The organism is Flavobacterium sp. SORGH_AS_0622, from assembly GCF_030818825.1.
Classification (GTDB): Bacteria; Bacteroidota; Bacteroidia; order Flavobacteriales; family Flavobacteriaceae; genus Flavobacterium.
In genome coordinates this window covers 4,327,893-4,352,589 of sequence record NZ_JAUTAX010000001.1, presented here as the reverse complement: position 1 = coordinate 4,352,589, position 24,697 = coordinate 4,327,893, and the positions used below count along the sequence as shown (strand labels likewise).

At 33.4% G+C, this 24,697-nt stretch carries 22 protein-coding genes, 1 tRNA gene and 1 pseudogene; 8 read left to right on the top strand and 16 right to left on the bottom strand.

The window, feature by feature from the left end:
* Positions 1-11 precede the first annotated feature (11 nt).
* The 6 genes and pseudogenes from QE431_RS18520 to QE431_RS18495 all read right to left on the bottom strand — a co-directional run bounded on the left by QE431_RS18520 (position 12) and on the right by QE431_RS18495 (position 5,688).
* Positions 12-470 (bottom strand): GNAT family N-acetyltransferase, encoded by a 459-nt coding sequence (locus tag QE431_RS18520; RefSeq protein WP_307298999.1) that lies wholly within the window; start codon positions 468-470, stop codon positions 12-14.
* A gap of 129 nt (positions 471-599) precedes the next feature.
* A pseudogene (murB, locus tag QE431_RS18515) lies at positions 600-1,614 on the bottom strand (UDP-N-acetylmuramate dehydrogenase).
* A gap of 579 nt (positions 1,615-2,193) precedes the next feature.
* Positions 2,194-2,547, bottom strand: a complete 354-nt coding sequence (locus QE431_RS18510) for a hypothetical protein (RefSeq protein ID WP_307298997.1) — start codon at positions 2,545-2,547, stop codon at positions 2,194-2,196.
* Positions 2,548-2,646: 99 nt separating this feature from the next.
* A complete protein-coding gene (locus QE431_RS18505) occupies positions 2,647-3,696 on the bottom strand; it encodes a glycosyltransferase (protein ID WP_307298995.1) in 1,050 nt (349 codons plus the stop codon).
* Between the two features lie 90 nt (positions 3,697-3,786).
* Positions 3,787-4,461 carry a DUF2461 domain-containing protein gene (locus QE431_RS18500; protein WP_307298993.1) on the bottom strand — a complete coding sequence of 225 codons (675 nt, stop codon included), beginning with the start codon at positions 4,459-4,461 and terminating at the stop codon, positions 3,787-3,789.
* 147 nt (positions 4,462-4,608) lie between these two features.
* Positions 4,609-5,688 carry a DNA replication/repair protein RecF gene (locus QE431_RS18495; protein WP_307298990.1) on the bottom strand — a complete coding sequence of 360 codons (1,080 nt, stop codon included), beginning with the start codon at positions 5,686-5,688 and terminating at the stop codon, positions 4,609-4,611.
* Positions 5,689-5,930: 242 nt separating this feature from the next.
* On the opposite strand from QE431_RS18495, the gene QE431_RS18490 reads away from it, so the two are divergent.
* From QE431_RS18490 to QE431_RS18465, 6 genes are all read left to right on the top strand, one after another.
* Positions 5,931-6,710 (top strand): tetratricopeptide repeat protein, encoded by a 780-nt coding sequence (locus tag QE431_RS18490; RefSeq protein ID WP_134142392.1) that lies wholly within the window; start codon positions 5,931-5,933, stop codon positions 6,708-6,710.
* A 93-nt stretch (positions 6,711-6,803) separates the two neighbouring features.
* Positions 6,804-7,376, top strand: a complete 573-nt coding sequence (gene ribH / locus QE431_RS18485; protein WP_134142394.1) for a 6,7-dimethyl-8-ribityllumazine synthase — start codon at positions 6,804-6,806, stop codon at positions 7,374-7,376.
* Positions 7,377-7,540: 164 nt separating this feature from the next.
* The gene (mutL, locus tag QE431_RS18480) at positions 7,541-9,478 is read left to right on the top strand and encodes a DNA mismatch repair endonuclease MutL (protein WP_307298985.1); all 1,938 of its coding nucleotides are present in this window, start codon (positions 7,541-7,543) and stop codon (positions 9,476-9,478) included.
* On the top strand, positions 9,475-10,224 hold the full coding sequence (locus tag QE431_RS18475) for a rhomboid family intramembrane serine protease (protein ID WP_134142400.1): 750 nt from the start codon (positions 9,475-9,477) through the stop codon (positions 10,222-10,224). Before mutL ends, QE431_RS18475 begins: the two co-directional genes overlap by 4 nt.
* Before the next feature lie 42 nt (positions 10,225-10,266).
* Positions 10,267-11,130: a rhomboid family intramembrane serine protease gene (locus tag QE431_RS18470; RefSeq protein ID WP_307298980.1), complete on the top strand. Its 864-nt coding sequence runs from the start codon at positions 10,267-10,269 to the stop codon at positions 11,128-11,130.
* Positions 11,131-11,148: 18 nt separating this feature from the next.
* Positions 11,149-12,195, top strand: coding sequence for an endonuclease/exonuclease/phosphatase family protein (locus QE431_RS18465; RefSeq protein ID WP_057114780.1), 1,047 nt, complete (start codon positions 11,149-11,151; stop codon positions 12,193-12,195).
* A gap of 57 nt (positions 12,196-12,252) precedes the next feature.
* Here QE431_RS18465 and QE431_RS18460 read toward each other — a convergent pair whose 3' ends face one another.
* The 7 genes from QE431_RS18460 to QE431_RS18430 all read right to left on the bottom strand — a co-directional run bounded on the left by QE431_RS18460 (position 12,253) and on the right by QE431_RS18430 (position 18,327).
* Positions 12,253-12,873, bottom strand: a complete 621-nt coding sequence (locus QE431_RS18460; RefSeq protein WP_307298976.1) for a WbqC family protein — start codon at positions 12,871-12,873, stop codon at positions 12,253-12,255.
* A gap of 174 nt (positions 12,874-13,047) precedes the next feature.
* The gene (lepB, locus tag QE431_RS18455) at positions 13,048-14,601 is read right to left on the bottom strand and encodes a signal peptidase I (protein WP_057114778.1); all 1,554 of its coding nucleotides are present in this window, start codon (positions 14,599-14,601) and stop codon (positions 13,048-13,050) included.
* A 67-nt stretch (positions 14,602-14,668) separates the two neighbouring features.
* The gene (dapB, locus tag QE431_RS18450; protein ID WP_057114777.1) at positions 14,669-15,370 is read right to left on the bottom strand and encodes a 4-hydroxy-tetrahydrodipicolinate reductase; all 702 of its coding nucleotides are present in this window, start codon (positions 15,368-15,370) and stop codon (positions 14,669-14,671) included.
* Between the two features lie 42 nt (positions 15,371-15,412).
* Entirely contained in the window at positions 15,413-15,973 is a 561-nt protein-coding gene (locus QE431_RS18445; RefSeq protein ID WP_307298971.1) for a DUF5683 domain-containing protein, read from the bottom strand.
* Complete coding sequence (locus QE431_RS18440; protein WP_057114775.1) at positions 15,973-16,875, bottom strand: ParB/RepB/Spo0J family partition protein; 903 nt, start codon at positions 16,873-16,875, stop codon at positions 15,973-15,975. Before QE431_RS18440 ends, QE431_RS18445 begins: the two co-directional genes overlap by 1 nt.
* A gap of 5 nt (positions 16,876-16,880) precedes the next feature.
* Positions 16,881-17,648: a ParA family protein gene (locus QE431_RS18435; RefSeq protein ID WP_057114774.1), complete on the bottom strand. Its 768-nt coding sequence runs from the start codon at positions 17,646-17,648 to the stop codon at positions 16,881-16,883.
* A gap of 271 nt (positions 17,649-17,919) precedes the next feature.
* Positions 17,920-18,327: a septal ring lytic transglycosylase RlpA family protein gene (locus tag QE431_RS18430; protein ID WP_134142406.1), complete on the bottom strand. Its 408-nt coding sequence runs from the start codon at positions 18,325-18,327 to the stop codon at positions 17,920-17,922.
* A gap of 227 nt (positions 18,328-18,554) precedes the next feature.
* Between QE431_RS18430 and QE431_RS18425 the strand changes: the two genes are divergently transcribed.
* On the top strand, positions 18,555-20,723 hold the full coding sequence (locus QE431_RS18425; RefSeq protein WP_307298961.1) for a hypothetical protein: 2,169 nt from the start codon (positions 18,555-18,557) through the stop codon (positions 20,721-20,723).
* A 950-nt stretch (positions 20,724-21,673) separates the two neighbouring features.
* Here the strand turns inward: QE431_RS18425 and QE431_RS18420 are convergent.
* Positions 21,674-21,748, bottom strand: a tRNA-Pro gene (locus tag QE431_RS18420).
* Between the two features lie 176 nt (positions 21,749-21,924).
* Between QE431_RS18420 and trxB the strand changes: the two genes are divergently transcribed.
* Positions 21,925-22,872 carry a thioredoxin-disulfide reductase gene (trxB, locus tag QE431_RS18415; protein ID WP_057117692.1) on the top strand — a complete coding sequence of 316 codons (948 nt, stop codon included), beginning with the start codon at positions 21,925-21,927 and terminating at the stop codon, positions 22,870-22,872.
* A 168-nt stretch (positions 22,873-23,040) separates the two neighbouring features.
* Here the strand turns inward: trxB and QE431_RS18410 are convergent, their stop codons facing one another.
* On the bottom strand, positions 23,041-23,874 hold the full coding sequence (locus tag QE431_RS18410; protein ID WP_307298958.1) for a GIN domain-containing protein: 834 nt from the start codon (positions 23,872-23,874) through the stop codon (positions 23,041-23,043).
* Between the two features lie 85 nt (positions 23,875-23,959).
* The gene (locus QE431_RS18405) at positions 23,960-24,694 is read right to left on the bottom strand and encodes a head GIN domain-containing protein (RefSeq protein WP_134142412.1); all 735 of its coding nucleotides are present in this window, start codon (positions 24,692-24,694) and stop codon (positions 23,960-23,962) included.
* Positions 24,695-24,697: the final 3 nt, after the last annotated feature.

The following is a 24,697-nucleotide window of genomic DNA, read 5'->3' as shown; positions in this document are numbered from 1 at the left end:
TTTATGTGATTTTATATCAAAGACTTTCTAAAACAAATTGCCTCTGGTTGATCAATATATTTTCCGTAATTCGGAGTTATTTTATATCCTTGTTTTTGATAAAATTGAGTTGCTTGGTTGTTTTTTACTCGTGTTTCTAAAACTAACTCTTTAAAACCAATCGTTTTAGCTTTTTCTTCTAAAAATTCTAAAATATTCTGACCGATTTTCTTTCCGCTAAATTTAGAATACATTCGTTTTACTTCGCCGATGTTTTCTTCAATAGGTCTAATGGCGCCGCATCCCACAATTTCATTTTCTATTTCCGCAACAACAAACACAAATTTAGGATTGTTAATCTGCCAGTCTATAAAAGAATTTTTGCCATCACTTCCAAAACGGGCAAATAGATTAGCAGACAATTCATCAATAATCTTTTGAACTTTCTCGTCGTTTGGATCAGCTGTTTTAATCAGAATGTTTTCGCTCATTTTTATTTATAAGTGCGATCCATTTTTTGTCACATCGAGCGGAGTCGAGATTTTATCAGCGTAAAAGGACTTCGGCGTCGCTCAGTCTGACAGAAATAATAATTCGTACAAATTTGTGAAATTTGTGTTTTAAATCACATTCACTTCAGCTTCAATATGAATTCCAAAAATGTCAAAAACTGTTTTTTGTACCTCTTTAGAAACTGCTAAAATTTCTTTGTCCAGTTGCATTGCCATAATTTACTAAAACCAACGCCTGATTTTTATGAATTCCAGCATCGCCAAAACGTTTTCCTTTAAAACCAGCTTGTTCTATAAGCCAGCCTGCAGGAACCTTTACTTCGGTATCTGAAACTTCATAATACTTCATTTCAGGAAATTTCTGATGGATTTTCTCGAAATCAGATTTCAATAAAATCGGATTCTTAAAGAAACTGCCACTGTTTCCAAGTTCTTTTGGGTCTGGTAACTTGCTTTGTCTAATAGCAATTACAGCATTACTGACATCTTTTAAAGTTGGCTCAGTAATATTGTTTTTTGCTAATTCTGCCAAAATATCTCCGTAAGAAGTATTGATTTTATGATTGCGTTTAGTCAATTTAAAGACAACAGAAGTAATAATGAACTGGTCTTTTACTTCGTGTTTAAAAATACTTTCGCGGTAGCCAAAATTACATTCAGCATTATTGAATGTTTTCATTTCCTGAGTTTCGATATTCATCGCGTCGCAAGAAACGAAAGTGTCTTTAATTTCTGTTCCATAAGCTCCAATATTCTGAACTGGAGTCGTGCCTACATTTCCTGGAATTAGAGACATATTTTCTAATCCGCCAAAATTATTATCGATAGTATAAAGAACGAAATCGTGCCAGGTTTCCCCTGCCTGACTTTCGACCCAGACAAAATCATCATCTTCTTTAATTATTTTTTTGCCTTTTAAATCAATATGAATAACCAGCGCCTCAATATCTTTTGTTAAAAGCATATTGCTTCCGCCTCCTAAAATAAATTTTTTCTCGTTTTTGTTTTCCTGTAAAACTGTTTTTAATTCAGCAATAGAATGAACAGCAACGAATTTTTTAGCATTGGCTTCAATACCAAAAGTATTGTAGTTTTTTAAAGAAAAATTGGATTGGATTTCCATAAATAAAAGGCTTTTTTAACTGAGTTCAAAAGTAAGGATTATAATTTATTTGAATTGTTTTTTGTATTAAAATCAGATACTTTAAAAGTGTTTTTTTGTTAAATAAAAAAGCCTCCAGATTTGAAGGCTATAAATATTCTAAGTTCTTTTTAAGTTTTATTTTGTAGATAATTTTTCAGAAATAGTCATTGAGTTGTCTCCAATCAATTTAGAGGCTATTTCCATTTTCTGTTTTCCAAAAGTTTCGTCAAATGAGGTTCTGTTTTCCTTGTCTATATAAGTAACAGTAGTCTTTTTTTAGATTTGTCTAAAATAGTTTTAATTGTATTTTTCATAGCAATACATTTTGATGTTACAAAAGTATAAAAATTTATTTTAGGTGGCTTCTTAATTCAAATGTTATAAAATTATATAAATTACTTTTGGCAGGATTATAAATTTCATATTCAATCTTCTCAATATTGATTATTGAATCTGGTCGTTTTCCATTCTTACTATTTTCTTTAATTCGTAGGTCATGAATTATTCCTCCTTTTATAATGAAGCAGCTTTCAATTGCGTCTAAATTATTACTTACGCCTATTTTGTATAATCTGTGTTTGCGGAAGTATTTCCAAAAAAGGTCAAAATTGAATTAGGATGGGTTGATAAGAAATCTAAAGCGCATGTAAAAACCGTTTTTAGTACTTTGTCTTTATCATTTTTGTTGTTATTTCTGGACATGTCAGAAATTGATTCGATCCCATTTTTATCAATTATGATATTTCCAAAGCCTAAATTATAATATTTTTCTAATCCGGGCTGTGGATATTTTAGGATCGCAATTCTTTTCGGGATTTGCCTCAAGCCCATGCTTACGAAATCATATTTTGTGTGCATAGGGTTAGCATCAACTTCTTCAAATTCGTATGATCCATTTATTAATTCTTCCATTTACGGTAATAAAAATGGCAAATTTAAATAAAATATAAATTATTTCTTGTTAAATTAAAATTAAAAGACGTGTGGTTTTTAATATGATGTTAGATGTGATTATTTGAATCTAGCATACAGCAGCTCATGATATTTCTCAGAAATAATCTTCATGTTAATATCATAATTCGCATTTTCTTCTACAAATTTTCTATTTCGAATAACAGCTTCATTTCGAGATTCAGGATTTTCAAAAGACCAAATTAATTCTTCGGCTAGCATTTCGATGTTATCAATTTCAACTAATTGTCCATTTTCTCGATGCGTAATCCAGCTTTGATTTCCGGGAATATCAGAAACTACGGGATAACAATTACAAGCCATTGCTTCAAATAAAGAGGCCGAAACGCCTTCAGTAATGGGCATACTGATATAAATATTAGATCGCTGTAATAATTGTGGGAGTTCAGTATTCGGAATTCTTCCTGTAAAAATTACTTTATTTTTGATTTGTAATTCTTTCGCTAAATCTTTTAAAAATTGCAATCTTGTTCCGTCGCCAACAATAGTAAGCGAAAAATCAATTCCTTTTTGATTCAAAATTCCGAATGCTTTTAAAATAGAATCGTGTCGATATTCTGGCATTAAAGAGCGTGTTACAATCGCTTCAATTTTGTTTGAATTATTGATGGAAGGAGAAAAAAGCGACAAATCAATTCCTTTTGGGAGAACTAAAACTTTATTCATGTCAACTCCAGATGCTTTCATGTGAATTGCCATGACAGGTCCCCACGCGTGAATTAAATGCGCTTTCTTAAAAGCATATTTCTGAATGAATTTTTTAAAAGGATATAAAACAGATTCTTCCGGCCATAAATCGGTTCGGCCTTGCTGCGCGATGGCGATAGTTTTAGATCCAGAGATCGCTGCAAGAAATCCATAACTGGTGGTTCTCTCGGCAATAACCATGTCTGGTTTTTCTTTTTTGATGATTTTCCGAATCGAAATAGGAGATAAGAAGTATTCTAAAATTCGTTTGAATCTATAGCTATTTGAGGTTTGAAGTTCCCAAGTAATAATTTCAAAATTGCCAAATTGTTTCAAACCTTTCATCCAGGTTATAGCATCGGCGCGGTAAGATTCTCCAAGAAAAAGTATTTTTCTTTTCATTCGGTAAATGAATTTTTTTCGCCACGAATTTCACAAATTTTCACAAATTAATTCGTGTCAATTCGTGAAATTCGTGGCGATTTATCTGTTTTATTCTTCAGTCTCTAAGGCGCGATTGATAAATTCGTTTAAAGGTTTTAGAGCAATTAGTTTTTTACTCATTTTAGAAACAAAATCTTTTTGAGTTACTTCAGAAATATCATAAACTTGAGTTGCTGTAAAACTTTTCAATTTTAAAAATTCTATTGCAGGATGATCTTTTTCGTAACCGCGAGGCATACTTTTAAGCGAATTATTTTCATTTATATCCAAACTTCCGAATTCTTTTTTGAAATCTTTATTGTTTAAAATTTCCTGTAAATCATCATAGAAAAAAGCAATTTCTTTTCGGACTTTCTTCAAATCTTCTGCGTCTGGAGAATAAAATCCGCCTGCAATAAAACTTGCACCTTTTTCGATGTGGACATAATATCCAGAACGGTTTGCGCCTTTTGCTCCAGCAGACATCCAAACGCCTAAATGGGCTTTGTAAGGTGATTTGTCTTTAGAAAAACGAATATCGCGGTTGATTCTAAAAGTACAATTTTTAATTTCTAAAAATTCTAATGAAGGATCAAGCGGTTTCATAACATCAAGAAAATCACTTACCAATTGATGATAATCTTTCTTTAAAACTTCATATCTCTTTTTATTTTCCTGAAACCATTCTCTGTTATTGTTTCTTTTTAAATCGTCTAAAAATTGCAATGATTCTTTTGTAAGCATGTTCTGTTTTTTATAGCAGTTGTCTTGTTTGCCACTAATTACACTAATTTACACAAATTTTAAATTTATTCTCTGTTTAACTTTGATAAATTCAAACCTGTAAGTTTTAATTCGTGAAAATTCGTGTAATTCGCGGCAAACAAAAAATTATAAATTAAATATCTTATAAGTTTGATGCGTAGATTTTACAATAGCTTCTGTTCGTTCCGGATGTGTATCAGAAATAAAAAGCTGTCCAAACGTTTCGCTGTTTACCATTTCTACAATTTTAGCCACACGAGTTTCGTCTAGTTTGTCAAAAATATCATCAAACAAAAGAATGGGTTTTACGCCGCTTTGTTTTTTTAGAAATTCAAATTGAGCCAGTTTTAAAGCAATCAAAAAAGATTTCTGCTGCCCCTGCGAACCGAATTTCTTTATCGGATGTGAATCAATTTCAAAAGATAAGTCATCTTTGTGAATTCCGACAGTTGTGTAATGAAGCGCACGATCTTTATTTATATTTTCCTGTAAAAGCGTTAATAAATCTTTTTCGAACAAATGACTTTCATAAACCAATTGTACACTTTCTTCAGATCCAGTTATGGCTTGATGATGTATATTAAATATAGGTATAAATTGTTCTAAGAAATCTTTTCGTTTCTCAAAGATCGATTTTCCATATTCATTAAGCTGTTCATTATATATAGATAAGGTAACATTATCAAAAGTGTGATTGAGGGCAAAATACTTTAAAAGCGCATTTCGCTGTACAATTACTTTTTGATACTGAATAAGCTGATGAAGGTAAGTTGAATCTAACTGCGAAATAACGCTGTCCATAAATTTACGGCGTGTTTCGCTTCCTTCAATAATCAAATCTCGGTCTGCGGGCGAAATAATTACTAACGGAATAAAACCAATATGATCTGAAAATTTATCATAGGCTTTTCCATTTCGCTTTAAAACTTTTTTCTGTCCCTTTTTTAAACTGCAGACAATCTGTTCTGTTCTTTCGTTCTTTTCCAGTTCGGCATCAATCACAAAAAACTCCTCGCCATGCTTGATATTTTGAACAGCCAACGGATTAAAGTAACTTTTTCCGTATGCTAAATGATAAATAGCATCGAGTACATTGGTTTTTCCAATACCATTTTTTCCCACGAAACAATTGATCTTGATATCAAAATCAAAACTAGCTTCGGAAAAGTTTTTATAATTAAATAAAGAGATTTTGTTTAAATGCATTTTTTAGGGACTCAGTCGATAAATATTACTGTTTTTGAGCAGTAAAAATTTGAGGGTGCAAATTACCGAAAAATATCAATATAATAGACTTTAGCGCTGTTTCAAACGGATTTATTTTATTGCTTCCGCGAAAGGGCAAGTTCATAACAAAAATATTTTTTTTAAAATAGTGATAAAATTGAAATTTTTTACGTCGGTTTCAATAAAAATTTTATTTTTGCCGTTCACTAAATAATTTTTAAATGGCAACTTACAATAAAAGAGGATATAAGACACCAAAAGAGAAGGAAGTTAAAGAAGTTAATGAAGAAGCACAGGTAGTTATTGACGAAAAAGACAGCACTACAGCTGGCGTTTTCTCAAAATTAGATGAGACAGCTTCAAAAACTGAGGATTGGGTGGCTAAAAATCAAAAAATCATTATTGGTTTAGTTGCAGGTATTGCTGTTGCTACAATTGGATACTTGGCTTACCAAAAATTTATTGCTACTCCTAAACAAGAAGAAGCGGCTAGTGAAATGTTTGTTGCACAGCAAAATTTTGAAAAAGCAGTAAATGGTGTTTCTAGCGATTCATTATACAAATTATCATTAAACGGTTCAGAAGGTAAATTCGGATTTATTAAAATCGCTGACGAATATTCTGGAACTGATGCTGGAAATTTAGCAAACTACTATGCTGGTATGGCTTACTTAAATACTGGTAAATTTGATGAGGCAATTAAATATTTAGGTGAATTTAAATCTGAAGATGTAATCTTAAATGCTTTGGCTAAAGGTGCAACTGGAGATGCTTATTCTCAAAAAAATCAGCAAAAAGAAGCGCTTGATTTTTATGTAAAAGCTGCTGAGTCTAACAAAAATGATTTTACAACGCCTCGTTTCTTATTAAAAGCTGGAAAAACTGCTTTGGCTTTAGGTCAAAAAGAAGATGCTTTGAAATATTTTAATGACATTAAAGATAATTACGACAGTACTCCAGAAGCAGCATCTGTTGATGCCTTAATTGGATTAGCGCAATAAAAATTTTAGACTTTAGATTTTAGATTGTAGATTTGTAGTTACAAATCTATCCCGAGGCTTCGGGACTAAATTAAAAAATCTAAAATATAACAGATGGCTACTGAAAATAAAAATCTATCAGAATACGATAAAAACACAATCCCAAACGCGAAAGACTTTCGGTTTGGGATTGTTGTTTCTGAATGGAATGATACTATAACAGAAGGACTTTATAATGGTGCTTTTGATGCGTTAATTGATTGTGATGTTCCTGCCCAGCAAATTATCCGTTGGAATGTTCCAGGAAGTTTTGAATTAATTTACGGAGCAAAAAAAATGCTTCAAACACAAAATGTCGATGCCGTTATCGTAATTGGATGTGTAATTCAAGGAGAAACCAAGCATTTTGATTTTGTGTGCGAAGGCGTTACTCAAGGAATTAAAGATTTGAATGTTCAAACTGATATTCCGGTTATTTTCTGTGTTTTAACAGATAATAATATGCAGCAGTCAATTGACAGAAGCGGAGGAGCTCACGGAAACAAAGGAACCGAAGCGGCAATTGCCGCAATAAAAATGGCGTATATTCGTCAGCAGGCGTCAATAGCTCATGCTTATAACCAGCCTTTGTTGTCTTCTGGTGCAATTCAAATCGAAGATACGCCAAGAAAAATAGAGAAGGAATAAAACACATTTGTTTTAAAAATAGGAAACCTATACTGTGTAATAACGGTATAGGTTTTTTTGTTTTTTTTATGACATTTCTTATTTAAAAACCCAATCAAAATTCACTAAATTTGTACTTCTTGGTTTATAGAAACTAATCTAAACTTTAAAACTATTTTTGCTTAATGTCGAGTATTATTCAATTGCTTCCTGATCACGTTGCTAACCAAATTGCTGCTGGAGAAGTGGTTCAAAGACCCGCTTCAGTTGTAAAAGAATTGTTAGAAAATGCTGTTGATGCCAAAGCAACTGATATTAAATTGATAATAAAAGATGCTGGTAAATCACTAGTGCAAGTTATCGATAATGGTGTTGGAATGACAGTTACAGATGCACGTTTGTGTTTTGCGCGTCATGCGACTTCAAAAATTCGCCAAGCGGAAGATTTATTTTCGCTAGGCACCAAAGGTTTTCGTGGAGAAGCTCTGGCTTCTATCGCGGCGATTGCGCACATGGAAATGAAAACCAAGCAAGATCAAGATGAACTTGGAACTCACATTGTAATCGAAGGAAGTAAATTTGTTTCGCAAGAAGTGGCAGTTCTTCCAAAAGGAACTTCATTTGCAGTTAAAAACTTGTTTTTTAATATTCCGGCTCGTCGTAATTTCTTAAAATCAGATACAGTTGAGTTTCGCCATGTAATGGACGAATTTCAGCGTGTGGCTTTAGCGCATCCAAATATTCATTTTAGTTTTTACCACAATGGAAGCGAGATGTACAATCTTCCTGCTGCGGGATATCGCCAGCGAATTGTAGGTATAATGTCTGGTAAAACCAACGAAAAATTGGTTCCAGTAAATGAAGATACCGAAATTATAAATGTGCAGGGTTTTGTTTGTAAACCTGAATTTGCTAAGAAAAATAGGGGAGAGCAGTTCTTTTTTGTAAACGATCGTTTTATAAAAAGTGGTTATCTGCATCACGCAGTAATGTCTGCTTATGACGGATTATTGAAAGATGGTGCGCAGCCTAGTTACTTTTTGTACCTGCAAGTACCGCCAAATACAATTGATATCAATATACATCCCACTAAAACTGAAATTAAATTTGATGATGAGCAGGCTTTGTATGCTATTTTAAGAGCTTCGATCAAACATAGTTTAGGTCAGTTTAATGTGGCTCCAGTTTTAGATTTTGACAGAGATTCCAATTTAGATACGCCATATCATTACAAAGATGTTGAGGCAGAAGTGCCTACTATTCAGGTTGACGGAACTTTTAATCCGTTTACAGATGATAAAACCAATCAGCATTATAGTAAAGCTAGTTCTGGATCTAATTATAGTTCAGGTTCTTCTTCGTCATCGTCTTCTGGCTCTTCCTATTCAGGCTCTTCCTACTCGGGTTATTCAAAAAGAGTAGAGCCAACGGCAAGCTGGGAAAGTTTATATGTGGGTTTAGATACAGAAAATCCTGAAACGATAGAGAGTTCGCCTTTTACATTTGAGAACGAAGAAGTAACTTCTTCTTTATTTAATGATGATGAGGTAGAGCAGGCAGCACACAAAACATATCAAATTCATAAAAAATACATTGTTTCGCCAATAAAATCAGGAATGGTTATTGTTGATCAACAGCGCGCGCATCAACGTATTTTGTATGAACAATTTTTGTTGAATATGACTGTAAATCAAGCATCAAGTCAGCAATTGCTTTTTCCGCTTGATTTGTTTTATTCAGCCTCTGAAATGGAATTAATTGAAGAATTAAAACCTTCATTAGAAACAACAGGATTTGTTTTCGATCAGACAAAATCAGATCATATTGTAATTTCTGGAATTCCAGTAAATATTACCGAAAGCGAAGTTTCTCTTGTAATCGAGCAGTTATTGAGCGATTTACAGGACGGAATCCCAGCAAATAGTTACAGTCAAAATGATACAATTGCCAAATCAATGGCAAAAAGTTTAGCGGTTAAAACCGGATCTTATTTAACCGAAAAAGAACAAGATAATTTAGTAAACGGTTTGTTTGCTTGTAAAGATCCAAATATTTCACCTTTTCAAAAACCGACCTTTATCACCATGCGTGTTGAAGATATAGATAAAAAGTTTGCCTTATGATGAACATGACTCCAGTGGTTAAACAACTGCTAATTATTAATATTATATTTTTTATTGGTTCTCAGTTAGTGCCAGTTTCTTATGAATATCTGGCGATGTTTTTTCCTGAAAACCCTAATTTTAAAGTTTGGCAGCCAATAACACATATGTTTATGCATGGTGGTATTATGCATATTGCATTTAATATGTTTGCATTGGTTTCTTTTGGATCTGCTTTGGAGCATTTTTGGGGAGGAAAAAAATTCATCTTCTTTTATATTTCTTGTGGTTTAGGCTCAGCTTTACTTCATACTCTTGTGAACTATTATTTTTTTCAGGATACAATGAGTACTTTGACAGCAAATGGTTTTAATAAAACGCAGATTTTACAACTTTTAAGTGAAGGAAAAATTGATACTAGATGGCAGAGTCTGGTAAGTGTGGCTCAATTTGAAGGATTTACGAGTGCTTATATAGGAACAGTTGTGGGAGCTTCAGGCGCTATTTACGGTTTGCTAACGGCTTTTGCATTTATGTTTCCTAATGCTGAACTAGCATTAATGTTTATCCCTATTCCAATTAAAGCAAAATACTTTGTTCCGGGTCTTTTGTTGATTGACTTGTTTTTAGGCGTTAAAGGGACTTCCTTGTTTGGCGGTGGAGGTACTGGAATAGCGCACTTTGCACACGTTGGTGGTGCTATTACTGGTTTTTTAATGATGTGGTACTGGAAAAAAAATCAGTTTAACAGTAATCGTTGGAATTAATTTTTAACTTTAAGTTTAAATTCTAAACCAAAAGAAGTTTTTATGAATATTCTAGACGATTTGAAATTACAATATAGATTGGGAGGCATAGCCATGCGCGTTATTTATTGGAATATCGCATGTTTTATAATCTCATTAATATTTTTCTATCAATTTTCAATTGGTCAATTTGATTTTCCAAGCTGGATTGCGTTATCGTCAGATCCTCAGGTTTTCATGTTCAAACCTTGGACTTTTTTAACCTATGCATTTTTTCACGATGGGTTTTTCCATTTGTTGTTTAATATGATGGTTTTGAACTTTGCAAGTTCATTGTTCTTAACTTATTTTACTCAAAAACAATATTTAGGATTGTATATTCTGAGTGCTCTTTTTGCGGGAGTTGCTTTTGCATTAAGTTTTTATTTGTCAAATATCAGCGGTTCTATTGTTGGTGCATCTGCAGCCATAATGGCAATTTTAGTTGCGGCAACAACTTATTCTCCGCTAATGATTGTCCGTTTGTTTTTGTTCGGAAACGTTAAGTTATGGCATATTACGGCTGTAATTTTAGTTTTAGACTTAATGCAGTTTCGTTTAGGGAATATGGGCGGGCATATATCGCATCTTGCAGGTGCTTTTTTTGGATTTATCTATATTAAATTACTCCAAAATGGTACAGATTTAAGTATCATTGTTTCTAAAACATTAGATTTCTTTGCAAATCTTTTTAGAAAATCTCCTTCGACCCCATTTACAAAAGTTCATAAAAATTACAAAAAACCTACAGAAAGATCAACATCAAGAATTGTCACGAAAGATAAGACGCAGCAACAAATTGATGAGATTTTAGACAAGATCAGCCAATCTGGTTATGACTGCCTGACAAAAGAAGAAAAAGAGTTTTTATTTAAAGCTGGAAAATAAACTTGTAGGAAGAAAAATATGAAAAACCTTTCTTGGTTTAATAAGATAATGTTCTTTTTGAATATAGTACTGACTGTCCTTACATTTAGTGTCTATATTTTACCTTTTTTAGCACCTAAGAGCTTTCCGCTTTTATCGGTGCTTACTCTGTTTATGCCGGCCTTTTTTGTTGCAAATGGATTATTCTTCGTTTATTGGGCAATTCAATTTAAAAAGCGCCTTATTTTATCTGGTTTGGTATTGCTGACTGGAATTACCTTCATCAATAAATTCTATAAATTTTCTGCAAAAGAATACGTTCAAGACGAAAAAGATTTTTCTGTAATGAGCTATAATGTCCGTCTTTTTAATGTTTTTAAATGGCTGGATCGAGATGATATTCCATCAAATATTAAAGCTTTTATAGATGAAAAAGATCCAGATATTCTTTGTATTCAAGAGTACTCAAACTCGGCGCATATTGATTTAAAAGTTTACCCGCATCGTTATATTTTTATAGATGGAAAACAGATTAAAACAGGTCAGGCTATCTTTTCAAAATTTCCAATTATAAACGAAGGGAATATTATCTTTCCTAAATCAGATAATAATGTGGTTTATGCTGATATTAAGCGCGGAAAAGATGTGATTCGTGTTTATAATATGCACTTACAATCTATTAAAATTTCTCCAGATGTAAGTGAAATTTCAGATGATATTGATAATGTAAATCAGAAGAAATCACAACGTATTTATGCCAGAATAAGTAAAGGTTTTACGCAGCAACAGGAACAGGCAGAGATTTTTAAAGAGAATATTAAGCAGTGCAAAACTCCGTTTATTATCTGCGGCGATATGAATAACAGTCCTTTTTCTTATGTATATCGAAGTATTAAAGGAAAGCAAAAAGACGCCTTCGAAGAAGCAGGAAAAGGTTTTGGAGCTACCTATAAATTCCGTTATTACCCTGCTAGGATTGACTACATTTTTACAGACAGTAAAATGAAAGTAAAACAATTTGAAAGCTTCTCAGATTTTGAAAACTCAGATCATTATCCTATTATGACGAGGCTTTCGATGGAATAAAATAGATGAATTTCCAATTTTTTAAAACCCAAATTTCAAAGATGAAAATTGGATTTTCTATTTGACATCTAGTTTCTGAGTTTTCAAATAATCCATTGCAAATTTACCTTCATTAAAAAGTAAGTCTAAAACACTTAAGTTGTTTATGAAACCATGTTTGTCATCAAATACCTGAGTGTATTTTTCGAAAGAGTTTGTGTCTTTTTTTCCGTTCGCTAAATATCTAAAATCAGCGAAATCTGGTGTTTCATGAAAATATTCTGTTGTTTTCCCGAATTCAAATTTCGTTCGAAGACATTTTGTTACAATGTCTAAAACTTCGAAATTCAGATCCATTAAAAAAGTATGTTTTTTTTCGAATATAGGCACGATATCGTCCTCGAAGTACTCGAAGAAAGGCGAGCTTCTATAAGCTGCTTCCAGCGATTTAAAATGCTGTTTCTGCCAGTCAAATTCATTTTCAATCAAAATGTCTTTAGTCTTTTGATGTGCTTCTTTTGAATGCTTAACAGGAATATTTAATAATTGAATTCCGTTTGGACTATAGATGTAAGTTCTATTTCTATTAGTTTGTTTCTGAAAATTATCCTCCATTTCAAATGTGATTTTTTCAGATTGCGCTATTACTGCAAAATGACTAATAGATGAAAAATAAGTCGGAAGTATTAAGGAATTCATTGTGATTTTAGTTTAATCGGTAAATCGCTTAATCGTACTTTTTTGAGAAACGATTAAACGATTTACCAGTTTAACGATTTAATGTTTTTATTTTTTTAAATGTTTCAGGTTTCAAGTTTCAAGTGTTGTCGAACTTGAAACTTGAAACCTGAAACAAAAATAACTTTTTTTTAATTATGCTTTATTCTCTCTTCTTTTTCTCCATACAAAATCTCCAACGAAGTATAATGCAAGAGCTATTAAGAAATATTTGAAGTAAGATTGCGGCTGTCCTTCACCATCAACGGTAGTGAAAACTCTATTCCATCTAATTTTATTGATGCCTTTTCCGTTCGTATCCCAGCTCATCCAGATGAATACTGGTTTTCCTACGATGTGATTTTCTGGAACGTAGCCCCAATAACGGCTGTCTTCAGAGTTATGACGATTGTCTCCCATCATCCAGTAATAATTTTGTTTGAAGGTATATGTCGTTGCTGGCTTTCCGTTAATTAAAAATTTAGAACCTTGTAATTCTAATTTATTTCCTTCGTAATTCGTGATAATTTCTTTGTAAAAAGGAAGTGACTCATTGTTTAACGCAACCGTTTTTCCCGCTTCAGGAATGTAAATTGGTCCCATGTTATCTTGACTCCACTTATTAATATGAGGAAAAATTCTGTTATCGTCTGTTTTGTCAATTTTACGTATCACCGCAGTAACGCCAGGAGTATTTTTGAATCGCTCAGCTCCAGCTTCTGTTAATGATCCTAAGTAAAGCGTATCTCTTTTTTCTGTTGTAAAACCAGCAGGATCAGTGATGTCTAATTCTTTAAATAATGATTCGAAATCAATTGGAGTTTTTCCATCTAAGGCTACAGAATAAGAATATTGAGGTTTAGCTCTTTCTGGTAAAACCAGTTTTTTTCCATTAATAAAAACAAAACCATCTTTTATTGATAAACTGTCTCCAGGAATACCAACACATCTTTTTACGTAATTTGATTTCTTGTCAATAGGTTTGATAACCCCTGGTCTTCCTTTTGGTTCAAAGAAATAATGAACGGTATCTACTGGCCAGTTAAAGACAACTATATCGCATCGTTTTATTTTTTGGATAGCTGGAAGTCTGAAATATGGTAATTGCGGCCAGCTTAAATACGATTTACTTTTAGTTAAAGGAATAGAGTCATGAACCATTGGCAATGCTACCGTAGTCATTGGTACTCTTGGCCCGTAATTTAATTTACTCACAAATAAGAAATCACCAATTAATAAAGATTTCTCTAAAGATGATGTCGGAATTGTATAAGGTTGTACAACATAGGTATGTACTAAAGTTGCTACGATAATTGCAAAAAGTAAAGAACTAATTGTGTCTCCAGTTTTGTTTTCAGGAGTTAATTTACGATCTGCACGATACTCTAATTTTTGAGTATAATTTACATAATAAATATAAAAACCTAGAGTGAAAAGGCCTAGAAAAGTATCCAAAGTAGATCTTTTACCAAATGTTCTTAAAGTTTCTACCCATACAACAGGAAACATAATTAAGTTGATGATTGGGATAAAAAGTAATAGTGTCCACCAAGTCGGGCGTCCGATAATTTTCATTAAAACGATAGAATTGTATACCGGAATTGCTGCTTCCCAGCTTTTTCTTCCTGCTGCCTGATACAGTTTCCATGTACCAAGAAAATGAATTATTTGAACAGCTAAGAAAAATACGAACCAAGAGTAAAGTGTCATAATATTGTATTTTTAAGTTTCAAATTCAGGATTGAATGTTTTTAATTAATCCAAAACTTTATTCGATTTATTGTAAGTTTAGTACATCTTTCATAGTGAAAATTCCTTGTTTGCCTGCAAGCCATTCTGCTGCAATAACAGCGCCAAGAGCAAAACCTTCACGATTGTGAGCAGTATGTTTTATTTCGATACTATCAATAACAGAATCGTAGTTTACGGTGTGTGTGCCAGGAACTTCTCCAATTCTTTTTGCTTCTATATGAATTTCATTTGATTGAGCTTCTTCTAAAGTCCAATTAGCATAATTACTGTTTTCAATTACGCCTTTTGCTAGAGAAATTGCAGTACCGCTCGGAGCATCCAGTTTGTGGATGTGGTGAATTTCTTCCATCGAAACTTTATAAGAATCGAACTGATTCATGATTTTGGCTAAATATTCATTTAATCCAAAGAAAATATTTACACCTAAACTAAAGTTTGAACTCGAAATAAAACCGCCTTTTTTCTCATTGCAAAGAGCAATCATTTCGTCGTAATGTTCCAGCCATCCAGTTGTTCCAGAAACTACAGGAACATTAGCATTAAAAGATGCTGAGATATTATTAACTGCTGCTGATGGAACACTAAAATCTATGGCAACATCCGCTGTTGAAAGTCCGTCATAGCTATTAAATTCATCTTTCTTTAAAACTATTTCATGACCTCTTTCTAAAGCAATTCTTTCGATTACTTTCCCCATTTTTCCGTATCCTAAAAGCGCAATTTTCATTATAATTATTTTTTTATTGATTTTTAAATAGACGTTACTCTATTAAAACTTGTAGTTAAAGGTTAGTCCAACGTTTGGTTTAAATGTTACATCGTCGGGATAAATTTCTGGACGCATTGATAGTCTTTCGTTTACATTAAACTGAATCAAAGCGGCATCGACATTGGCATCAATTATGTTTAGTACATAAAAACCAACAACAAATAAGGCAGATAAGTCTCTGTTTCTTTGGTAAAACTTTTGCCCGGCAATCAGTCGGTTGTCGTCCAAAAATTGATAATTATCATCGTTATAGCCTTCTAATCTTCGTTTATAGGCGTCACGATAATCATGGTATTTTTTATTGTTGTCTATGTAAAAGTACAAACTTGTTCCGATTGCTCCGTAAACCAATGGAATTTTCCAGTATTTTTTATTGTAAGCCTGCCCTAAGCCGGGTAAAATTGCAGAGTAAAAGGCTGCTTTTGCTGGTGTTAACGGATCTATTTCTTCTAATGCAGTAGTGTCTTTTACGACCAAAACCGTGTCTTTTTTTACCTGGGCAAAAAGAGAAACGGTTGCTGTTAGAAAGAACAATAGACCGATGGGGACAATTTTATTCACTATCCGTTTATTAATTTTATAATTCTGTTAAAGTCGGCTTCAGAATTGAATGGAATTGTGATTTTTCCTTTTCCGTTGCCAGCGACTTTAATATCAACTTTCGAACCAAAATAATCGTTAAAAGTATTTTTTTGAGTTTCTCTTACCACAAACGCAGAATCTGTTTTAGGTTTTCCTTCAGCTTTAGGCTGCTGCCCTTCATGATAATTTTTTACCAAAGCTTCTGTTTCACGAACAGATAAATTCTGGCTTACAATTTTTTGATAGATATCCGTTTGAACATCAAGGTCTTCAATGTTGATAATTGCTCTACCGTGTCCCATGCTGATAAAACCGTCACGAATACCAGTTTGGATAATCGGATCTAATTTTAAAAGACGTAAATAGTTGGCAATTGTCGAACGTTTTTTTCCAACTCTTTCACTCATTTGTTCTTGAGTTAATTGAATTTCATCGATCAAACGCTGGTATGATAATGCAATCTCAATTGGATCTAAGTCATGACGCTGAATATTTTCAACCAAAGCCATAACCAACGATTCGTTGTCGTTTGCAATACGAATATATGCTGGAACATGAGTTAATCCTATTAAGGTAGAAGCACGAAGACGGCGCTCTCCTGAGATTAACTGATATTTATTGAAATCTAATTTACGAACAGTAATAGGTTGAATTACACCAAGTTCTTTAATAGAAGTGGCTAATTCGCGTAAAGATTCTTCATTAAAATTGCTTCTAGGCTGAAACGGATTTATTTCGATAGCACTTATTTCAAGCTCAATAATATTTCCAACAACTTTGTCAGCATTTTTATCTTCTACTGATGTAATGTCGTTTTCTGGATCTTTTAATAATGCTGATAATCCTCTTCCTAAGGCTTGTTTTTTAATTGCTTTTGTCATAAAAACTATTTGCTGTTTTTCTTTATAATTTCTTGAGCTAAATGAATATAGTTTACGGCACCTTTACTGGTAGCGTCATAATTAATAATGCTTTCACCAAAACTAGGCGCTTCACTTAATTTTACATTTCGCTGAATTACGGTATCAAAAACCATATCGTTAAAGTGTTTTTGAACCTCTTCTACAACCTGATTAGATAAACGTAGTCTTGAATCGTACATAGTTAGCAATAAGCCTTCGATGTCAAGATCAGGATTGTGTATTTTTTGAATACTTTTAATAGTGTTCAATAATTTTCCTAATCCCTCAAGAGCAAAATACTCACATTGAATAGGAATAACTACAGAATCTGCAGCTGTTAAAGCATTCAAGGTTAACAAACCTAAAGAAGGCGCACAGTCGATAATGATATAATCATATTCATCTTTCACGCTTTCTAATGCTTTTTTAAGCATATATTCACGGTTTTCTTTGTCAACCAATTCAATTTCGATAGCCACAAGGTCAATATGAGCAGGGATCACGTCTACGTTTGGGGCTGTACATTTTAAAACGGCTTCTTTCGGTGTTATACTGTGTTCCAGAATTTGATAAGTTCCAGCTTCAACTGTTTCTACGTCAATTCCGAGACCAGATGTAGCATTGGCTTGAGGATCAGCATCGATCAACAATACTTTTTTTTCTAAAACACCTAATGAGGCAGCAAGATTTACTGATGTAGTAGTCTTTCCAACGCCTCCTTTTTGATTAGCAATAGCAATGATTTTGCCCATTTATTTTCTGAATTTTGAACCGTAAAAATACAATTATTTATGGTTTTTGAAAATCTATTTTGTTAACATTTATGAAAGTTTGTTTAACCGTTGTTTGGTGGGTGTTTGCAGAAATTAATTTTAGTTTTCAAAAGAGTTATTAAAGATGTTTCTTATTTATTTAATTCACTTTTTTGTGATTAAAGCTTTGAAATCATTTAATTCTAAACAAAACCTATATCTTTTTATATTTAAGATTTTGGTTTTAAATATAGTTTTAAATAATAAGTTGCTAATTTTTTAAAATCTCGATTGTCACATAAACAACGCCGCTCTTTTTATTGGAAGCAATATCCATAAAAGCTCTTTTACTTAGGTCAATTTCTCTTCCTTTTACAAAAGGTCCTCTGTCTATAACTTCAACTAAAACAAACTTTTTATTTTTTTCGTTTGTGATTTTTAGTTTTGTTCCGAAAGGGAATGTTTTGTGCGCTGCGGTAAAATCATTATTGTCGAATTTTCTACCGCTCGCTGTTTTTCGCCCATTAAATTTATCATGATAGTAAGAAGCGTGAGCATTTGTCTTATATAATACGCTTTTTGTTGCTAATAAGCAGGAATCAATTGGAATGATGTTTTTTTGCTGTGCGATTCCAACTATAGAAAAAATTAAGGCAATACATAATATAATCTTTTTCATTTCATTTTCTTTTTCATTGCCGGCAAAAAAAAGCTATTAAAGAAAAACAGATATGTTCTAGAAGGTTTATTTATGTCAGAAAAAGACAAATTTTTTAGATTTTGTAGTGTTTTTGATGAGAAAATTGAGAATAGGAATGAACAGAAAGCTTTAGGATTATTGCTATTTTGGGCTTTATAAAAACTATCACTATTACAATCTATCAAACCACAAAAATGAATATTCTTATGAGTAAAAAAGTAATCTCATTATTTACACTATTTACATTTATGCTGCTGTTATGCAGTTTTTCATCTTATTCAGATAATTACAAAATAGAAGGGAATAAAAAAATCGAACGTAAAATTGTTTACAACAAAAAGAAACATAATATAAGTTTATCATGGTCGGCTTTTGGTTCTTCTGGAAATTATATCATTACAAGAGGAGGAAGTCGTTTAGCATCTGATTTTGTGACTGTGGGTTCAACTTCTAAACTGACATTTATAGACAATAAACCAAATACTAATAAATACGAGAACTATTATAAGGTTACTCGTAATTCGATAACAGTCATAATTTCATTAGAAGATCAAATGTTTGGTGATAATATGTATTTCTATGATAGAAAATACGAAAAGGCAGAAACAGCTCGAAAAGATATTAATTCACATTTTGGATCTATTGGTCTAGGCGGATCAAATGGCGAATGGACAACAAAACGTCAGGCATATTATTTTAAAGCAAATATTGAAGGACAAACTTACGATTCTGGCGGATCGGGTTCTGCGTCATCGGCTGAAGCTAACTCGATAGAATTAGGATTCTACTCTCACATTGGAGGTTTAGGAAAAGTTCCGTCAGATGTTAAACTAGGGTCTATCTTTACGAAACCTCATCTTTCGGGTGGAGCAAATGCTACTTGTACTTTTTGGCGTTCTGTAGAAAATGTTGAAATAATGCGAGATTTTGCTTGGACAGTCTCTCAATCAACCAGTGCACGAAGAATGCTGATTGAAAGTACTTCAAAATATATTTCAGATATTGGCGACACGAATTTTTGGGGCAGCGGCGGTTTTATTGCCGATACTCATTATACATCATCCAGGCCTAATTGGGGCGGACAACAGCAATGGTATACCAGAAATGCCATTTTTCCTTCTGGCTCGGGAGCTATGGGCGGTTCCTATAATATGGTTTGGCAAGGCTGTGTTAATCCTCCAAAGGCAGATGATGCTAATTCTCCAATTCCTGCTACGCCTATTATAAGAGAAAAACCTTTTCTTTTTTTAGATAAGGATGGCGAATACAAAGTTTTTGTTCCTGCATGGCAAAAAGATAGAGTAGGAGTTTCTTGGTCGGCAGCAGATATGGGTAAAGGCGAAATTCAAGATTTGCTTACTAATTGGTATGTTGCCAAAGAAGGTGATACTGATCTGGAAATCAATAATGCATTAAAAGCTGGTAAAAATATATTTTTCACTCCAGGACATTACTCACTGAATGCTCCTATTCAAGTCAATAGAAAAGACGCTATACTTTTAGGTGCCGGTATAGCTTCTGTAACACTTGAACCGACTGAGAAAAATATTTGGGGATGTATTTATGCTGATGACAAAGATGGAATTATCATTGCTGGACTTCTTATGGATTCCTTTAATAGTACAACTTATCAAATTAGAATTGGAAACGAAGGAGCAAATGCCGACCATTCTGCAGATCCAATTCTGCTTACAGATATTACTTGCAGAGTAGGTGGTGTTCAATCAAAGAATATTCAGATACATGCTTCTATGCAAATTAACAGTAATAATGTGGTGGGTGATCATTTCTGGCTGTGGCGTGCCGATCATGGTTCGCAGAAAGGTGGCGATGCACGCTGGTTAAGAGATCGATGCAAGAACGGACTTATTGTTACTGGAGATGATGTTACACTTTATGGTTTGTTTACAGAACACTATCAAGAATATGAGGTATTATGGTTGGGAGAACGCGGCAGAACTTTTTTCTTTCAAAACGAACCGCCTTATGATGCGCCGAATCAAGCAACCTGGAGCAGTCAAGGAGGAAGGGTTGCTGGTTACGCAGCGTTTAAAGTAGCTAATACGGTAAAAGAACATCAAAGTATTGGAATGGGATCTTATGCTGTTTTTACAGGAACAGATGGTAATGTGAGTAAGAAAAATGGTTTTGAAGTGCCTAATAGTCCAAATGTGAAACTCGAAAAAATGTGTACCACTCGTTTTGCCGGTCCGGGTAATATTCAAAATGTTATTAATGGGATTGGCGGCAGCACCGCAACTGGTGCAAAACGCGTAGCATTATATAATAATGGAGAAGGAACACAGCCTTTTGATGAGGAATTTAATTTGCCTAATCGGGAATCGTATCCTGCTTATATTGTGATGGAGAAGTAAAAGAAAAAATATTCTTAAATAAAAAAAAGCTCTAACAGAAGTTAGAGCTTTTTTTCGTCAGGGTTGGCAGGATTCGAACCTGCGGCCTTCCCGATTTTCAATCGGGACGCGATAACCGTTGCGTGTTATTTATATTTGAGATTGATGCAAAAAAAAAGTCTTTCCACATAAATGAAAAGATTTTTGTCGGGGTGGCAGGATTCGAACCTGCGGTCTTCCCGATTTTCAATCGGGACGCGATAACCTTTTAGCGTATTTATAATTGAGATGGATGCAAAAAAAAAGTCTTTCCACATAAATGAAAAGATTTTCATCGAGGTGGCAGGATTCTAACCTGCGGTCTTCCCGATTTTCAATCGGGACGCGATAACCGTTGCGTGTTATTTATATTTGAAATTGATGCAAAAAAAAAGTCTTTCCAAATAAATGAAAAGATTTTCATCGAGGTGGCAGGATTCTAACCTGCGGTATTCCCGATTTTCAATCGGGACGCGATAACCTTTTAGCGTATTTATAATTGAGATGGATGCAAAAAAAAAGTCTTTCCAAATAAATGAAAAGACTTTTATCGGGGTGGCAGGATTCTAACCTGCGGTATTCCCGATTTTCAATCGGGACGCGATAACCGTTGCGTGTTATTTATATTTGAAATTGATGCAAAAAAAAAGTCTTTCCAAATAAATGAAAAGATTTTCATCGAGGTGGCAGGATTCTAACCTGCGGTATTCCCGATTTTCAATCGGGACGCGATAACCTTTTAGCGTATTTATAATTGAGATGGATGCAAAAAAAAAGTCTTTCCAAATAAATGAAAAGACTTTTATCGGGGTGGCAGGATTCGAACCTGCGGTCTTCCCGATTTTCAATCGGGACGCGATAACCTTTTAGCGTATTTATAATTGAGATGGAAGCAAAAAAAAAGTCTTTCCAAATAAATGAAAAGACTTTTGTCGGGGTGGCAGGATTCGAACCTGCGGCCTCCTGCTCCCAAAGCAGGCGCGATAACCGGGCTACGCTACACCCCGATGATGTATTGTGGTACTGCCCGAAAGCGGATGCAAAGATATAAATAATTTTTGTTTACAAAAGGAAAAAATGAAAATAAATAAAACTTATTTGAACATAGTTATTTAGGATTTATTTTAGCCTTAATTTTTTATAATAAAGTTTACATTTGCATCACAAAAAAACTATACACGTTATGTCAGATACAATAGAAAAAATTAAATGCCTTATTATAGGTTCTGGCCCTGCAGGTTATACTGCAGCTATTTATGCAGCCAGAGCAAACATGAATCCGGTTTTATATCAAGGAATGCAGCCTGGAGGTCAGTTGACTACAACTAATGAAGTAGAAAATTTTCCAGGGTATGTTGATGGAGTTACAGGACCAGAAATGATGGTTCAGTTACAAGAACAAGCAAAACGTTTTGGCGCAGATATCCGTGACGGCTGGGCAACAAAAGTTGATTTTTCTGGCGATATTCATAAAGTTTGGATTAATGATTCAATCGAATTACACTGTGAAACTGTTATTATTTCTACGGGTGCTTCAGCTAAATATTTAGGATTACCATCAGAACAACACTATTTAAATATGGGCGGCGGAGTTTCTGCTTGTGCTGTGTGTGATGGTTTCTTCTACAGAAATCAAGAAGTAGTAATTGTTGGAGCAGGTGACTCAGCTTGTGAAGAAGCTCATTACTTATCTAAACTTTGTAAAAAAGTAACAATGCTGGTTAGAAGTGAAAAATTCAGAGCTTCTAAAATCATGGAAGAAAGAGTACGTAAAACAGAAAACATTGAGATTTTAATGAATCACGATACTGTTGAAGTTCTAGGTGATAATAATGTAGTACACGCTATTAAAGCATTAAACAAAACAACTGGTGAAACTATCGAAATTCCAGCAACTGGTTTCTTCGTAGCAATTGGACACAAACCAAATACAGACATTTTTAAAGATTACATTACGCTAGACGAAACTGGATATATTGTAAATACTCCGGGAACATCAAGAACAAATGTTTCAGGTGTTTTTGTAGCTGGTGATGCTGCAGATCAGGTTTACCGTCAAGCAATTACTGCTGCAGGAACAGGATGTATGGCAGCTTTGGACGCTGAGAGATATTTGGCTTCTAAAGAATAAATTTTTTAGTTTCAAGTTTCAAGTTTTCTTTTGTTTCAGGTTATTGGAGCGCTGAAATCTTTACAATAAAAAAAATCCCAGTCTAAATTAGGCTGGGATTTTCTTCTTTATATTAATGTCTTAATTTCAACTTGAAACTTGAAACAAGAAAGACTTGAAACAATAAGTTTATTTAACCTTTTTGAATAATTTCGCTTCTTCAGAAAAACGAGTCAATTCGATTTTTGGATTTCCAAAAAGAGAAAGTTCTGCTTTATCTCCGATAGCCAATGAAAGTGTTGTTTCGGCAAAAATAGTTCCTACAGCATAATTTTCTGCAGTAACATTCGCCTCTTTCAGTGTGAATTTTGTTCCTGTAAATACAGAATTATTGTCTAATCTAATTGTAGCTTTTTCGGCAATACCTTCAATCGCAGCATTTGCTTTTTGGTACAAATCACATTTAAATTTGATAGCCGAAACCAAAGTTTTAACAGATGCATTTTTACTTAGTTGTAAACTTCCATCATCTGCTTTTAAATTTAATTCAGTTTTAGATTTGTCATCTGCAATTAAAGCGAATTTCTTAGCATTAACATTCAAAAACAATTTAGAAAAATCAAGACAATTCATCGTGATGTCGTCTAATTGTAATTCTTGAATAGCATAAACGATAGCCTCATTTTTCGTAATAACTTTATTCAATGAACTAGTATAAGTAACTCGAACAGATAATTTTTTAAAAATAGACGATTCTTTGTTAGTGTATAGTCGAAGCGTTTTTTCTCTTAAATCCATTCCAACAATATCATGTAGATTATCATCGGCTTCAATTTTAATTTCATTTTTCTCTCCGCGTTCCAAATAAACTTCCAAATTATCATCGACTTCAATGGCGTCAAAACTACCAACTTCTTTTATCGAAGTCGTTACAACTTTAGAACCTTTAATTTTTTCTCTTTTTTGTGCAAAAGTTAATGTTGTAACCAATAATAATAGGAGCAGTGCTGTACTTTTTTTCATTAATTCTAGATTTGATTTTGACAAATATAAAAAAATCATCCACTTTTGATGAATGATTTCTTTTATATTTAACAGTTACTACTTTTTAGCTTTTGTTAATGTTTCCTCCAGAGCTTGCTGATTTTTCAACTGTTTTTGGAGAACCGCTGTAATCGATGTTTCCTCCGCTTGAAGCTTCTGCTTTTAAACTTACTATCGGATGTATAGAAACAGTACCGCCGCTTGAAGCCTCTGCATGAATATCGTTTGCCATTAATTTAGCCGCATCAATACTTCCGCCGCTTGAAACCGAAGTGTTAAGATTTAAAGCTTTGCCTTCAATAGTTACAGAACTTCCGCTTCCAGAATCTACTGAGATTTTATCTGATTCAATGTTTACTTGCATCGATGCTGCGCTTGAAGCTTCTAAAATTATATCTTGCCCTTCAATAACATTTTTACTTTGAACAGATGATGCACTTGAAGCCTCTATTTTGTCGACAACCGGCATTTTTACGGTTACTTTTTTCATTGTAATGTTGCGGAAAGAATTGTATTTGCAACTAATTACCAATGTTCCGTTTTCTACTTTAGTTTCAATTTCTTTTTGAAGATTATCATCGGCTTCAACCGTAATTTCTCTAGAATCAGATTGTTCGATTACTACGTCAATAGCATTACTGACTCTTATATTTTTAAAATCACCTTGAACAGTTCTTTTTTCGGTGGTAACATTCCCGCTTCCTTCGATTGTGTTCATATTAAAATTGCAAGAAGCAAATAATAAGGCAGTAACAGCAGCAATTATAAATTTCGTAATATGAATGATTATTTTTATCATGGC

Excerpts from the sequence above, each read along its gene's own strand:
- QE431_RS18410 (WP_307298958.1), bottom strand. The coding sequence starts at position 23,874 with ATGAAAAAAAGTACAGCACTGCTCCTATTATTATTGGTTACAACATTA.
- QE431_RS18405 (WP_134142412.1), bottom strand. The coding sequence starts at position 24,694 with ATGATAAAAATAATCATTCATATTACGAAATTTATAATTGCTGCTGTT.
- QE431_RS18465 (WP_057114780.1), top strand. The coding sequence starts at position 11,149 with ATGAAAAACCTTTCTTGGTTTAATAAGATAATGTTCTTTTTGAATATA.
- mutL (WP_307298985.1), top strand. The coding sequence starts at position 7,541 with ATGTCGAGTATTATTCAATTGCTTCCTGATCACGTTGCTAACCAAATT.
- lepB (WP_057114778.1), bottom strand. The coding sequence starts at position 14,601 with ATGACACTTTACTCTTGGTTCGTATTTTTCTTAGCTGTTCAAATAATT.
- ribH (WP_134142394.1), top strand. The coding sequence starts at position 6,804 with ATGGCTACTGAAAATAAAAATCTATCAGAATACGATAAAAACACAATC.
- QE431_RS18495 (WP_307298990.1), bottom strand. The coding sequence starts at position 5,688 with ATGCATTTAAACAAAATCTCTTTATTTAATTATAAAAACTTTTCCGAA.
- dapB (WP_057114777.1), bottom strand. The coding sequence starts at position 15,370 with ATGAAAATTGCGCTTTTAGGATACGGAAAAATGGGGAAAGTAATCGAA.
- QE431_RS18505 (WP_307298995.1), bottom strand. The coding sequence starts at position 3,696 with ATGAAAAGAAAAATACTTTTTCTTGGAGAATCTTACCGCGCCGATGCT.
- QE431_RS18435 (WP_057114774.1), bottom strand. The coding sequence starts at position 17,648 with ATGGGCAAAATCATTGCTATTGCTAATCAAAAAGGAGGCGTTGGAAAG.
- QE431_RS18460 (WP_307298976.1), bottom strand. The coding sequence starts at position 12,873 with ATGAATTCCTTAATACTTCCGACTTATTTTTCATCTATTAGTCATTTT.
- QE431_RS18440 (WP_057114775.1), bottom strand. The coding sequence starts at position 16,875 with ATGACAAAAGCAATTAAAAAACAAGCCTTAGGAAGAGGATTATCAGCA.
- trxB (WP_057117692.1), top strand. The coding sequence starts at position 21,925 with ATGTCAGATACAATAGAAAAAATTAAATGCCTTATTATAGGTTCTGGC.
- QE431_RS18500 (WP_307298993.1), bottom strand. The coding sequence starts at position 4,461 with ATGCTTACAAAAGAATCATTGCAATTTTTAGACGATTTAAAAAGAAAC.
- QE431_RS18475 (WP_134142400.1), top strand. The coding sequence starts at position 9,475 with ATGATGAACATGACTCCAGTGGTTAAACAACTGCTAATTATTAATATT.
- QE431_RS18520 (WP_307298999.1), bottom strand. The coding sequence starts at position 470 with ATGAGCGAAAACATTCTGATTAAAACAGCTGATCCAAACGACGAGAAA.
- QE431_RS18490 (WP_134142392.1), top strand. The coding sequence starts at position 5,931 with ATGGCAACTTACAATAAAAGAGGATATAAGACACCAAAAGAGAAGGAA.
- QE431_RS18430 (WP_134142406.1), bottom strand. The coding sequence starts at position 18,327 with ATGAAAAAGATTATATTATGTATTGCCTTAATTTTTTCTATAGTTGGA.
- QE431_RS18510 (WP_307298997.1), bottom strand. The coding sequence starts at position 2,547 with ATGGAAGAATTAATAAATGGATCATACGAATTTGAAGAAGTTGATGCT.
- QE431_RS18470 (WP_307298980.1), top strand. The coding sequence starts at position 10,267 with ATGAATATTCTAGACGATTTGAAATTACAATATAGATTGGGAGGCATA.
- QE431_RS18425 (WP_307298961.1), top strand. The coding sequence starts at position 18,555 with ATGAGTAAAAAAGTAATCTCATTATTTACACTATTTACATTTATGCTG.